This is a genomic window from Actinomadura sp. SCN-SB, from assembly GCF_043906805.1.
GTDB lineage: Bacteria > Actinomycetota > Actinomycetes > Streptosporangiales > Streptosporangiaceae > Spirillospora.
The window spans coordinates 1-11,861 of record NZ_JBIMPP010000115.1 but is presented as its reverse complement, the minus strand read 5'-3'; the positions used below and the strand labels follow the sequence as shown (position 1 = coordinate 11,861).

Below are 11,861 nucleotides of genomic sequence, written 5' to 3'. Positions count from 1 at the left end.
CGAGCGCAGCTCGTGCTTGCCAAAAAATCACTGTGTCAGCCAGTTCGTCGCCATGTCACCCAGCATCGAGCGGATGGTCAGGACCGCGACGCCCAGGGTGAGGATCGGCATGATGACCCAGCGCTCTACCTTGCCGTCGGTGCGCGGCACCACCGGGAGTTCCACGCGCCACTTCAACGGCCACAGGACGGGGCAGCCGCGTGGGGTGAGGCAGTCGCCGATGACGTGTGCGACGCATCCCAGGCCGACCGCGAAGCCGACGAAGCTCATGTCGAGGTCGTGCATGAGCCAGACGGCCACGCCGGCGACGGCGCAGTCGGTGAGGGCGGACTGCGGTTCCTTGCCTTCGAAGTCCAGGCCGATTCCGCGCAGTCCGAAGCCGACGATGACGAACAGCGCGGCCCACCATCCGTACTCGAAGTGGGTGGCCAGCAGGTCCATCGTCAGGCCCATCAGGACGGCGAACACCAGCGAGTGGGTGGCCTGCCGGTGACCGCCGGACGCCTTCCCGATCCATTTGCACAGCCGTTTGGTGATGGGGCCGAAGGTGTTGGCGATCCGGCCGTTGTGGTGGTCGATGTCGGGGAGGAGCGCGGCGCCGGCGCAGACGACGGCGCCCGCGATGAGCTGGGCGGGGGACAGGGAGATGGCGTGGTCGCCGAGGAGCCGTTCCTGGCTGAGGAGGGGGACGGCGCCCAGCCATACGAGCGCGCCGCTGAGGGCGTGCGTCTGCCCCATCATGTGTCGTTCTCCCTGCTATTCCGTTGTTCCGGCTGGTTCAACCGGTACGTCCTCCTCGCGGGACTGTAGCCCGTGGGTGTGCGGCGGGCCGGGCGGCGCGCCGTTGCGGCCGCTCTTCCTCCTTGGAGAAGGCTCGTTGCCCTACGGTTCCGTTCAGCGATATTTCAATAGTTGACGTTTGAATGACTTGGGATCCAGGAGGACGGCATGAGGATCGCGCTGATCGGGGCCACGGGGATGATCGGGAGCAGGATCGCCGCCGAGGCGAGGTCGCGGGGCCACGAGGTCACCGGCATCACCAGCAGTGGTAGTGACGGCACCGTGACGGCGGACGCGCGCGACGCGGCGTCGGTCGCCGCCGCCGTCCGTGGCCACGACGCGGTGGTGGACGCGATCGCGCCGCCGCGCGACGGCTCGGACGCGACGCCCCCGATGCTGGAGTACGCCCGCGGCATCCTGGAGGGGATGCGGTCGGCCGGGGTGCGGCGGCTGCTGATCGTCGGCGGCGCGAGCAGCCTGGAGGTCGCGCCGGGCGTCCGGCTGTTCGACAGCCCGCGGTTCCCCGAGGTCGCCAGGAACGAGGCGGCGGCCGGGATCGCCCAGTTCGCCCTGATCCGCGAGGAGGCCGGCGACCTCGACTGGACCTATGTCTCGCCCGCCGCCATCATCGCGCCCGGAGAGCGCACCGGCACGTTCCGGGTGGGCGGTGACCAGTTGCTGACCGACGCCGAGGGCAACAGCTCCATCAGCGCCGAGGACTACGCGATCGCGCTCGTGGACGAGCTGGAGAAGGGGCAGGCCATCCGCCGCCGCATCAGCGTCGCGTACTGAGGACGCCGGAACCGGGTCAGGCCGGGAGGCGGCGCCAGGCCGGGGAACGGGTGCCGGGCTCGTAGGGCGAGTCGAGCCGCTTCGCGAGGATGCCGGGCAGCCCCTGGTCGCGGGCCGCCTCCCGTACCGCGGCGGCCTCGCCCGGGTACCACGGCGCCGTCTGCCAGCGCGCGCCGTTCAGCTCCAGGCCGTCGAGCAGTTCGCGGCGCCGTTCGTACGGTTCGTCGAGCAGCGATCGCCCGTCCAGGTAGAGCAGGTCGAACAGCAGGTAGGTCTCGCGCCCCTCCACCGTGGCGAGCTCCCCGTCAAGGACGGCGGGCCGCGCTCCCAGCGCCTTCCCGAGCCTGGACCCGAGCCCCGCCGGGCCGCCGGTCTCACGGCCGCGTCCGTCGGTGAACCGGGTCCGGCCGCCCTCCACGTACGCGAGCAGGCGCCGCCCGTCCCACGCGAACTCGAAGGCGTAGCTCTTCTGGTCGCGGGGAAGCCGGTCGCGCTTCTCCGGCAGCATCGGCCGCACCACGCCGGGCATCGGGTCCGCGTCCGGGTCGGCGGGCGGGTCCATGCGGTGGATCATCCAGTTGTCGCCGCGGGTGCGGAACAGCACGTACCGTCCCGAGACCCGCGAGCCGTGGAAGACCACCTTCACCTCGCGTTCGGACCACTTCTCCGTGTCGTACGTCCCGCGGTCCCAGATCATCGTCCGCCCTGCGCCGTACTCGCCCTGAGGGATCTCGCCCTCGAACGCCGCGTACTCCAGCGGGTGGTCCTCGGTGTGGACGGCGAGGTGGTTGGTCTTGGGGTCGGCCGGGATCCCCTTGGGCACCGCCCACGACACCAGCACCCCGTCGCGTTCCAGCCGCAGGTCCCAGTGCAGGCTGCGCGCGTGGTGCTCCTGGATCACGAAGGTGTCGTCGTCCCCTTCGGGGAGCGGGCCTTCGGACGGGACGGGCTCGGGCGTCTTGCCCGGGGCCCGCTTGCCCCGGTACTCGGCGAGCCGGTCGTCGCCCTTCCGGGCCTTCTTGGACTTCTTCTCGGCGGCCACGCCCGTTCCCTACCCCTCCCGTACGGGCGGACTCACCGCGCGGTACGGCCCGAGGGGCTCACTTGATGAAGACGGCGTAGTCGGCCAGCTCGGAGGTGAGCGTGGGCGGCAGGCCCGCCAGCGCGGCGAGCTCCTCCGCGGACATGAACCCGCCCGTCTCCGACCGCACCCGCTCGATCTTCACGGCCAGCTCGGGCGTGACGCCCGGCAGCAGGGTCAGCACCTCGGCGGGCGCGTGGTTGACGTCCACCAGGCCGCCGTCGTTGTACCGCCGGGGCAGGTCGGGACGGCCGATGCCCAGTTCCCTGGCCAGCTTCGGGTCCTCGGCGGCCAGGTCCCGCGCCTTCTGCCGCAGCGCCCGGTGCCGCCGCACCTGCTCGATCGCCTTCTCGTTGTCGACGCCCGACAGCCCGTCGGGGTCGAACACCTTGCGCCGGATCAGGAACGCGTGCCCGCACCCCACCACGGCCAGCAGGAACATCAGCACGCCCACGGCCCCCTGGGTGCCGCCCGGCTCCCGGCTCACCCCCGGCAGCAGGGTCAGCATCAGCAGGAACATCCCGATGTAGGCGGCCGAGGCGACCGCCAGGTGCGCGCTGCGCCGCCACAGGGCCGCCGCGGCGAAGGTGAACGGGGTGGCGTACCCCAGGGTCAGGAAAGGCAGCGCCGCCCATGTCACGCTCACCGCGGCACGCCCCGGCGGCATGCTGTCCGAGGGAACCCGTGGTTCGTACGGCACTGGAGCTCTCATCGGATGCTCTCCACGCTCTCCCGAGCCGATCTGGGTCTTGTTGGGCTCTTGATCCTTTTTGTACCCGTGAACGTGGTCAGGGAAGGTTCAGGGAAGAGTCAGGATCTCGTGGCCGTCCTCCGTCACCAGCACGGTGTGCTCGAACTGCGCGGTCCGCTTGCGATCCTTGGTGACGACCGTCCAGCCGTCCTTCCAGATGTCGTAGTCGTGCACGCCGAGGGTGAGCATCGGCTCGATGGTGAACGTCATGCCCGGCTGCATCACGGTCGTCGCGGCCGGGTCGTCGTAATGCGGCACGACCAGCCCCGAGTGGAACGTGGTGCCGATCCCGTGCCCGGTGAAGTCGCGCACCACCCCGTAACCGAACCGCTTGGCATAGGACTCGATGACGCGGCCGATCACGTTCAGCGCGCGGCCGGGGGCGACCGCGCGGATGCCGCGCATCATCGCCTCGCGGGTGCGCTCCACCAGCAGCCGCGACTCCTCGTCGACGTCCCCGCACAGGAATGTGGCGTCGGTGTCACCGTGCACGCCGTCGATGAACGCGGTGATGTCGATGTTGATGATGTCGCCGTCCCGCAGCACCGTGTCGTCCGGGATGCCATGGCAGATCACCTCGTTGATGGAGGTGCACAGCGATTTGGGAAAGCCCCGGTAGCCCAGCGTGGACGGGTAGGCGCCGTGGTCGAGCAGGAACTCGTGCCCGATGACGTCCAGCTCGTCGGTGGTCACGCCGGGACGGACGTGCTTGCCGACCTCCTCCAGCGCCTGCGCGGCGATTCTCCCGGCCACCCGCATCCTCTCGATGATCTCGGGCGTCTTGACATCGGGCTCACCGGTCTTGGGGCGCTTCTTCCCTACGTACTCCGGACGCGGGATATGTGCGGGAACCTTGCGCATAGGGGAGACGCGGCCAGGCCGGAGTAGTTGGGTCGTCATGCAAAGGGAGTGTAGTCAGCCGGTCCCGGGCACCAATCCCCAGGCGACGGCGATTATGTACCGCGTTGAGGAGGCGTCATGAAGGGCATGCCGGGCACGGACGACGGTGATTGGTGGTTCTGTCTGAAGCACATGAAGGTCGAGCACGGCGCCGGGTGCCCTAACAAGGATCGTATGGGTCCTTATGACTCGGAATCGGCGGCGGCCAACGCGTTGGAAACGGCGCGCCGGCGTAACGAGGCGTGGCGGGCCCAGGACGATGACGACGACTGACTAATCCGTCGTCGGGCCGCTGACGGCGTCCAGCAGGCGGGCCAGGCGGCGCCGCAGCCCCTTGGGGGAGGCGGACGGCCCGCCGCCCGTCTGGTCGCCGGCGGCGGCGCTCACCAGATGCTGGGCGCCGTCGAAGGTGACCAGCCGCTCGTCCGGGGGCACGGTCAGCGCCTCGTGCGCCAGGCCCCGCAGCTCACGGTCGCCACCGTCCATCGCGAGGATCACCGCGCCGGTGCGGCGCGCGTCGTCGACCCGTTCCAGCAGCGGCTCGGGTGCCTCGTCCTCGGCGACCACGAACAGCGTCTCGCCGCGGCGTGCCGCCTCCAGCCGTTCCAGCCCGATCGAGAGGTGCGGCGGCGCGCCGGGCGGCGGCGACCAGCGCACCAGGGTGGGGGAGAGGCCGGGCAGCCCGCTCAGCCTGCTCTCGTCGTCGAGGTGCGCCGCCATGTGCCAGGGGTCGCCCGCCGGGGTCCCCACCAGCAGCAGTCCGCCCGGGGTGCGCGCGCTGGTGCGCAGCGCCCGTCCGAACTCGCCGGTGCGCTCAAGCCAGCCGGTGGCGGCCAGCACTTCCCGCAGCATCGTGACCTGCTCGGCGTCCACCCGACCATGGTGCACGAACCCGGGGCCGCCGCACGTGGTTTCGGGCACCGCCTGGCAGACTCGTCTCCATGACGGAGCAGCAGCGCACAACCCCCTATGACCTTCCCGACGTGTCCGGCCTGACCATCGGGATCCTGGGCGGCACCGGCGACCAGGGCAAGGGCCTGGCCCGGCGGTTCGCCCTGGCCGGCCATCAGGTGATCATCGGCTCCCGCAAGGCGGAGCGGGCCCAGCAGGCGGCCGACGACCTGGACGAGGGGCTGCCCGTCCGCGGCGCCGAGAACCCGAGGGCCGCGAGCGAGGCGGACGTGGTCATCGTGGCGGTGCCGTGGGAGGGGCACAAGGCCACGCTGGAGTCGCTGCGCTCCGAGCTGGCGGGCAAGATCGTGGTCGACTGCGTGAACCCGCTGGGCTTCGACAAGCGCGGCGCGTTCCCGCTCCCGGTGGAGGAGGGCAGCGCCGCCGAGCAGGCCGCCGCCGTGCTGTCCGAGAGCCGGGTGGTCGCCGCCTTCCACCACGTCTCGGCCGTGCTGCTGCTCGACCGCGAGGTCGGCGAGATGGAGCTGGACGTCCTCGTGCTCGGCGACGACCGGGAGGCCACCGACACGGTGCAGGCGCTGGCCGCCCGGATCCCCGGCATGCGCGGCGTGTACGGCGGGCGGCTGCGCAACGCGCACCAGATCGAGGCGTTCACCGCCAACCTGATCTCGATGAACCGGCGCTACAAGGCCCACGCCGGCATCCGCATCACCGACGTGTAGCCCAGCCGACCACACGATGCCCAGTTGGGGGGACGGCGACGGGCGCCCTCCCCCCAACGGGGGCGAGCTCGGACCTAGTGGTAGGTGTGCTCGGGAGCGGGGAACACGCCGCCGACGACCTCGTCGGCATAGGTGCGGGCGGCGTCGCCGAGGATCGTGGCGAGGTCGGCGTACTTCTTGACGAACTTGGCGGTGCGCGGGGTCAGCCCCGCCATGTCCTGCCAGACCAGGACCTGGGCGTCGGTGTGGTCACCGGCGCCGATCCCGATGGTGGGGATGGACAGCGAGGCCGTGACCTTGGCGGCCAGCTCCTCGGGGACGCATTCCAGCACGAGCGAGAAGGCGCCGGCGGCCTCCAGCGCCTTGGCGTCGGCCATGAGCTCGTCGCCGGCCTGGCCGCGGCCCTGCACCCGGTAGCCGCCGAGGACGTTCACCGACTGCGGGGTGAGGCCGAGATGCGCCATGACCGGGATCCCGGCGGCGACCATCGCCTCGACCTGCGGGAGGACCTGCCGCCCGCCCTCCAGCTTGATCGCCTGCGCGCCGGTCTCCTTGAGGAAGCGGGTCGCGGTCGCCAGGGCGTCGGCGACGCCGGTCTGGTAGGAGCCGAACGGCAGGTCGGCGACCACCATGGCGCGCTTGGAGCCGCGCACCACCGCGGCGGTCAGCGGGATGAGGTCGTCGACGGTCACGGGGATGGTCGAGTCGTACCCGTACACCACCATGGCGGCGGAGTCGCCGACCAGGAGGACGGGGATGCCGGCCTCGTCGAAGACGCGGGCGGTGAGGGCGTCGTACGCGGTGAGCATCGGCCACTTCTCGCGCCGCTCCTTGGCGGCGGCGATGTCGCGTACGGTGACCCGCCGTTCGCCCTTGCCGCCGTAGAGGGTGGTCGGCTGGGCGGGGTGCTGGGTCGGGGCCTGCTGCGGGTGGGCAGCCGAAGAAGACACGGTGTACCTCCAGCGGTCTCGAGGCGCCACGGTGGCGTACCCGGACAGGAACGATGATCCCACTGACGGAACGTTTCGGGTACCCCCCACGTTCCGGGCGTAGTATCGAAACGATACTGTTGCGTATCGCCTCCCACCCGCCGCCGTCCCCACGTCCCTCCGGGAGAGCCCTTGCAATCCGAGGCCATTCATCGAAGACGCTGGTACATCCTGGGCGTGCTGACCTTCAGCCTGCTCGTCGTCGTGCTCGACAACACCATCCTGAACGTCGCCCTGAAGACCATCGCCGACCCCCACGTGGGCCTGGGCGCGACGCAGAGCCAGCTCGAATGGGCGATCAACGCCTACACGCTGGTGTTCGCCGGGCTGCTGTTCACCTTCGGCGTCGTCGGCGACCGGCTCGGCCGCCGCCGGGTGCTGATCACGGGCATGACGGTGTTCGCGCTGGCCTCGCTGCTGTCCTCGTACGCGCAGAGCCCCGGGCAGCTCATCTGGGCCCGCGCCCTGATGGGACTGGGCGGCGCGGCGATCATGCCGCAGACGCTGTCGATCATCACCAACGTGTTCGAGCCGCGCGAGCGGGGCCGCGCCATCGGCGTCTGGAGCGGCGCGGTCGGGGTGGCCGTCGCCATCGGCCCGGTCACCGGCGGCCTGCTGCTCGACCACTTCTGGTGGGGCTCGGTGTTCCTCATCAACGTCCCGGTGATCGTCGTCGGCGCGGTGCTCATGGTGTTCCTGGTGCCCGAATCCCGTAACCCGCGGCCCGGACGGCTCGACCCGCTCGGCGTGCTGCTGTCGATCGTCGGCCTGATCTCCCTGTCGTACGGCATCATCCGGGGCGGCGAGCACGGCGACTGGCTCGCCGCCGGCGTGCTCGGACCGATCGCCGCGGGCCTGGCGGTGCTGGCCGCGTTCGCCTGGCACGAGGCGCGCACCGACCATCCCGCGTTCGACGTGCGGCTGTTCCGCGACCCGCGGCTGTCGTCCGGGGTCAGCTCGATCGCGCTGTGCTTCTTCGCCGCGTCCGGCGTGTTCTTCTTCGCCGGCTTCTACATGCAGTCGGTGCGCGGGCTGACCCCCCTGCACGCGGGTGCCATGCTGCTGCCGTTCGCCGCCGCCCAGCTGATCTTCTCCCCGCTCACCGCCACGACCGTACGCAGGTTCGGCGCCCGCGCCGTCTGCGCGGGCGGGCTGCTGCTGGTCGCGATGGCGCTGGGCGCCTACCCGCTGCTCCGCGTCGGGACGGACACCCCGCTGTGGGTGCTGTGCGTGATGTTCTTCCTCCAGGGCGCGGGACTGGCCAACGTCGTGTCCCCCGCCACCGAGGCGGTCATGTCGGCGCTGCCCAGAGAGAAGGCGGGCGCGGGCTCGGCCCTCAACAACACCGCGCGGCAGGTGGCGGTCGCCATGGGCGTCGCGGTGCTCGGCTCCCTGCTGGCGTCGGTCTACCGGGACCGGCTGGCCCAGCCGCTGGCCGCGCTGCCGTCCGGCGCCCGCGCCACGGCGAGCGAGTCGATCGAGGGCGCGCACGCGGTCGCCGAACGGATGGGGGCCGCGGGCCAGAGCCTGCTCGGAAACGCCGACCTCGCGTTCGTCGAGGCGATGCGGGTCGCCGCCGGCACCGGCGCCGTCGTCGCCCTCCTGGGAGCCCTCCTCGTCCTGCGCGCGATGCCCGGCCGCCGGCCCCTCGAGAACGCCGCGGAAGGACCCGTCGAACGGGTGCCCGAGCCGGCCCCCGACCTGGAGAAGGGACGGCGATGAGCGGGACGGTCAGCGGACGCGCCCCCGGCCGTCCCCGCAGCGAACGGGCGGAGAAGGCGATCATCGAGGCCACCCTGGACCTGCTGGCCGAGGAGTCCGGGGTGGCCGGGGTCACGATCGAGGCCGTGGCCGCCCGCGCCGGGGTCGGCAAGACCACCATCTACCGGCGCTGGCCCCACAAGGAGGCGCTGATCGTCGGGGCGCTCGCCACGATCAAGTCGCCGCCGCGCGACCCGTCGGGGCCGACCGTCCGCGACGACCTGCTGGCCATCGCCAGCGACATCGCCGCCGAACGCGAACACCCGCACGCCCGCTGCTTCTGGAACGTGGTCGGCGGTGCCGAGAAGCACCCCGAGCTGTACGCCCGCTACCGGCGCGACGTGATCCAGCCGCGCCGCGAGATGCTGCACCGGGTGCTGCGCCGCGGCGTCGAACGCGGCGAACTGCGCGCCGACCTCGACCTCGACGTCGTCATCGCGATGCTCGTCGGCGTGCTGGTGCACCGTTCCCCCCGGGAACGGCTGCCCGAGGGACTCCCCGAGGCGGTCATCGACACGGTGCTCCGCGGCATCGCCGCCGGGCCCGGCCCGGCCGGACCCGGCCATGCGCCCGACCCCGGCGCGGCCGGACCTGAGGGCTAGAATCGCCGCTCGTCCTTCCGATCCATTCGTAAAACCGAGCGGAACACCGGCTATTTCCGCGCGGGAGTCGTGATCTTCTCCCTGGATCACGGCTCATGCCCCATACTGGCGCTGGGGAGTGATAGGTGACCGGCTGTCGGGAGCGCGACTGGTGAGATCCGTCATGGCGCCGCGAAGTGACGCGGCCAGCGCCGATTCCGCGTCCCGCACCCTGGTCCTCGGCATCGACGGCACGCGCCGCATCGTGCAATGCGGCCCCAACGCCCGCGCCGTCCTGGGCTACGAGCCCGCCGACCTGATCGGCCGCTCCGCGGGCGAACTGGTGGGCGAGGAGGCCAAGGCCGAGCTGGAGACCCTGCTCGAAGCCCTGGCGGCGGGCCAGGAACGGCGCGCCGTCCTGGCCGTCCGCCGCGCCGGCGGCGAGGGCGTCCCCGACGCCGACGGGAGCACCACCGACGCGGTCGTCACCGCCCAGCCGATGGTCGGCGGCGACGAGGGCTCCGCCCCCATCGGCCTGCTGTACGTGCGGGTGGCGCTGCCGCCCAGCGAGCGCTACCAGGACCCGGCCCTGATGCGGCGGGCCCTGCTGGACGACCCGCTCACCCGGTTCGGCGCGTCCCTCGACCTCGACCAGTCCGCCAAGGGCCTGGTCGACGTGATCGTCCCGCACTTCTGCACCACCGCCTCGGTGCTGGTGCTGGAAAGCCTGTTCGCCGCCGACGAGGTGCACAGCGAGTCGGGCGCCGCGGTGCTGCGCCGCATCGCGGTCACCTCCGACGACCGCAACCCCATGTGGACGGCCACGTTCCCGGTCGGCGAGGTGCTCGTCTACCCCGAGGGCACCCCGTACCGGACGGTGCTGGAGACCGCCCGTCCCGTCCACCTGCCGCAGGTGACCGCCGAACTGGCCGCCGACATCGGCAAGCGGTGGCGCCGCGCCCCCGCGGCCCAGCTGCTCACCGACGTGTCGATGGTGCTGCTGCCGCTGATCGCCCGCGACACCCTGCTCGGCTTCATCGCCTGCACCCGCGTCCCGGGGTTCCGCAGGTTCGACGCCTACGACGTCGAGATCGGCATGGAGTTCGCCGCGCGGGCCGCGATCGTCATCGACAACGCCCGCCTGTTCAGCCGGGAACGTGCCACCGCGCTCGCGCTGCAGCGCAGCCTCCTGCCGCACCGGCTGTCGGCGCCGTCCTCGGTCGAGGTCCGGCACCGCTACCTGCCCGGCAGCCAGCTCGTCGAGGTCGGCGGCGACTGGTACGAGTCGATCGCGCTGCCCGGCGCCCGCGTCGCCCTCATCGTCGGCGACGTCGCCGGGCACGGCGTCCGCGCCGCCGTCACGATGGGACGGCTCCGCACCGCGCTCCACACCCTCGCCAACCTCGAACTGCCCCCCGCCGACGCGCTGCACATCATGCACGAGCTGATGATCGAGCTCGGCGAGCAGGAACCGCACTTCGCCACCTGCGTCTACGGCATCTACGACGCGACCTCCGGAACCCTCGAAGTGGCCTCGGCGGGCCACCTCCCGCCGCTGCTGGTCGCCCCGGACGGCTCCAACGAATACCTGGAGGTCCCGCCCGCCCCGCCGCTGGGCGTGTCCGGCTCCGCCACCATCGAAAGCCGCGAATTCCAGGTCGAGGACGGCAGCGTCTTCGTCATCTACACCGACGGCCTCGTGGAGAACCGCGGCCGCGACATCGACGACGGCCTGGCCAGACTGCGCGGCGTCTTCGGCCCCGACACCGTCGGCCGCCCCATGGAAGACCTCGCCAAGGCCACCCTCGCCGGCGTCTACGGCGACCACCACCGCGACGACATCGCGGTCCTCCTGGCCCGGCTGCGCCGCCTCCCCGACGACCGCTGGGCCTCCTGGAGCCTCCCGTCCGACCCCGCCGCCGTGCGCCGCGCCCGCGGCCTCGTCCGCACCCAGCTAGCGGCATGGGACCTCGACGAGCTCACCTACACCACCGAGCTCCTGGCCTCCGAACTCATCACCAACGCCTACCGGTACGCCCCCGGCGGCCCCATCGAGCTACGGCTGCTCCTCGAACGCACCCTGGTCTGCGAAGTCCTCGACCGCTCCGCCGCCCTCCCCAGACTCCGCCGCGCCGCCGACGACGACGAAAGCGGCCGCGGCCTCCTGGTCGTCAGCCAACTCGCCCACCGCTGGGGCACCCGCCGCACCGCCGCCGGCAAGGTCGTGTGGTGCGAACAGACCATCCCCGGCATAGACCCGGACCCCCCAGAACCCCAAGCAATCTGGCCAGGCCAAAACCACCATCGCGCTTAGTCGTGTGGGGGGGCGACCCCCCACACCCCCCGGGAGCGGGGCGGGATGCCGCGTCCCTGCGCTCGTAGAACTCGCTCCGGGCCGCGGCCTCCCACCCCGGTAGGGGCTCCGCCCCTACGACCCCGGCAGGGGGCTCCGCCCCCATGCACCCCCGTTGGGGCTTCGCCCCTCGCCCCCACCCACCCCAGCCCCGAACAGCCGCTCAAGCGCTGCGACCGCACCCGAAGGCAGGGGCGAGCGAAGCAAGCCTCGCACCTACCTCAGCCCGTCACCCCAGC

General features: G+C 71.9%; 12 protein-coding genes. 6 read left to right on the top strand and 6 right to left on the bottom strand.

The annotated features are described in order from the left end of the window. Positions 1-27: 27 nt before the first annotated feature. Positions 28-741, bottom strand: a complete 714-nt coding sequence (locus ACGWYJ_RS37665; RefSeq protein WP_395111382.1) for a metal-dependent hydrolase — start codon at positions 739-741, stop codon at positions 28-30. 207 nt (positions 742-948) lie between these two features. On the opposite strand from ACGWYJ_RS37665, the gene ACGWYJ_RS37660 reads away from it, so the two are divergent. Next, positions 949-1,572: an NAD(P)-dependent oxidoreductase gene (locus ACGWYJ_RS37660; protein WP_395111380.1), complete on the top strand. Its 624-nt coding sequence runs from the start codon at positions 949-951 to the stop codon at positions 1,570-1,572. 16 nt (positions 1,573-1,588) lie between these two features. Here the strand turns inward: ACGWYJ_RS37660 and ACGWYJ_RS37655 are convergent, their stop codons facing one another. The 3 genes from ACGWYJ_RS37655 to map form a co-directional block, all read right to left on the bottom strand. Further along, positions 1,589-2,614, bottom strand: a complete 1,026-nt coding sequence (locus tag ACGWYJ_RS37655; RefSeq protein WP_395111379.1) for a DNA polymerase ligase N-terminal domain-containing protein — start codon at positions 2,612-2,614, stop codon at positions 1,589-1,591. Between the two features lie 58 nt (positions 2,615-2,672). After that, positions 2,673-3,365 carry a helix-hairpin-helix domain-containing protein gene (locus ACGWYJ_RS37650; RefSeq protein ID WP_395111377.1) on the bottom strand — a complete coding sequence of 231 codons (693 nt, stop codon included), beginning with the start codon at positions 3,363-3,365 and terminating at the stop codon, positions 2,673-2,675. Positions 3,366-3,452: 87 nt separating this feature from the next. Continuing rightward, positions 3,453-4,304, bottom strand: a complete 852-nt coding sequence (gene map, locus ACGWYJ_RS37645) for a type I methionyl aminopeptidase (protein WP_395111376.1) — start codon at positions 4,302-4,304, stop codon at positions 3,453-3,455. Between the two features lie 78 nt (positions 4,305-4,382). Between map and ACGWYJ_RS37640 the strand changes: the two genes are divergently transcribed. Further along, the gene (locus ACGWYJ_RS37640) at positions 4,383-4,577 is read left to right on the top strand and encodes a hypothetical protein (protein ID WP_395111374.1); all 195 of its coding nucleotides are present in this window, start codon (positions 4,383-4,385) and stop codon (positions 4,575-4,577) included. Here ACGWYJ_RS37640 and ACGWYJ_RS37635 read toward each other — a convergent pair whose 3' ends face one another. Beyond that, a complete protein-coding gene (locus ACGWYJ_RS37635; protein ID WP_395111373.1) occupies positions 4,578-5,177 on the bottom strand; it encodes a hypothetical protein in 600 nt (199 codons plus the stop codon). 68 nt (positions 5,178-5,245) lie between these two features. Between ACGWYJ_RS37635 and npdG the strand changes: the two genes are divergently transcribed. Beyond that, a complete protein-coding gene (npdG, locus tag ACGWYJ_RS37630) occupies positions 5,246-5,938 on the top strand; it encodes an NADPH-dependent F420 reductase (RefSeq protein ID WP_395111371.1) in 693 nt (230 codons plus the stop codon). 74 nt (positions 5,939-6,012) lie between these two features. Here npdG and panB read toward each other — a convergent pair whose 3' ends face one another. Continuing rightward, positions 6,013-6,888 carry a 3-methyl-2-oxobutanoate hydroxymethyltransferase gene (gene panB, locus ACGWYJ_RS37625; RefSeq protein WP_395111370.1) on the bottom strand — a complete coding sequence of 292 codons (876 nt, stop codon included), beginning with the start codon at positions 6,886-6,888 and terminating at the stop codon, positions 6,013-6,015. Between the two features lie 216 nt (positions 6,889-7,104). Between panB and ACGWYJ_RS37620 the strand changes: the two genes are divergently transcribed. The 3 genes from ACGWYJ_RS37620 to ACGWYJ_RS37610 all read left to right on the top strand — a co-directional run bounded on the left by ACGWYJ_RS37620 (position 7,105) and on the right by ACGWYJ_RS37610 (position 11,583). After that, positions 7,105-8,649: an MFS transporter gene (locus ACGWYJ_RS37620; protein ID WP_395111369.1), complete on the top strand. Its 1,545-nt coding sequence runs from the start codon at positions 7,105-7,107 to the stop codon at positions 8,647-8,649. Then, on the top strand, positions 8,646-9,290 hold the full coding sequence (locus tag ACGWYJ_RS37615; protein WP_395111367.1) for a TetR/AcrR family transcriptional regulator: 645 nt from the start codon (positions 8,646-8,648) through the stop codon (positions 9,288-9,290). The genes ACGWYJ_RS37620 and ACGWYJ_RS37615 overlap by 4 nt, the downstream gene beginning before the upstream one ends. 163 nt (positions 9,291-9,453) lie before the next feature. Continuing rightward, complete coding sequence (locus ACGWYJ_RS37610) at positions 9,454-11,583, top strand: SpoIIE family protein phosphatase (protein ID WP_395111366.1); 2,130 nt, start codon at positions 9,454-9,456, stop codon at positions 11,581-11,583. Positions 11,584-11,861: the final 278 nt, after the last annotated feature.

Excerpts from the sequence above, each read along its gene's own strand:
- map (WP_395111376.1), bottom strand. The coding sequence starts at position 4,304 with ATGACGACCCAACTACTCCGGCCTGGCCGCGTCTCCCCTATGCGCAAG.
- ACGWYJ_RS37650 (WP_395111377.1), bottom strand. The coding sequence starts at position 3,365 with ATGAGAGCTCCAGTGCCGTACGAACCACGGGTTCCCTCGGACAGCATG.
- ACGWYJ_RS37640 (WP_395111374.1), top strand. The coding sequence starts at position 4,383 with ATGAAGGGCATGCCGGGCACGGACGACGGTGATTGGTGGTTCTGTCTG.
- ACGWYJ_RS37615 (WP_395111367.1), top strand. The coding sequence starts at position 8,646 with ATGAGCGGGACGGTCAGCGGACGCGCCCCCGGCCGTCCCCGCAGCGAA.
- ACGWYJ_RS37610 (WP_395111366.1), top strand. The coding sequence starts at position 9,454 with ATGGCGCCGCGAAGTGACGCGGCCAGCGCCGATTCCGCGTCCCGCACC.
- ACGWYJ_RS37665 (WP_395111382.1), bottom strand. The coding sequence starts at position 741 with ATGATGGGGCAGACGCACGCCCTCAGCGGCGCGCTCGTATGGCTGGGC.
- npdG (WP_395111371.1), top strand. The coding sequence starts at position 5,246 with ATGACGGAGCAGCAGCGCACAACCCCCTATGACCTTCCCGACGTGTCC.
- ACGWYJ_RS37660 (WP_395111380.1), top strand. The coding sequence starts at position 949 with ATGAGGATCGCGCTGATCGGGGCCACGGGGATGATCGGGAGCAGGATC.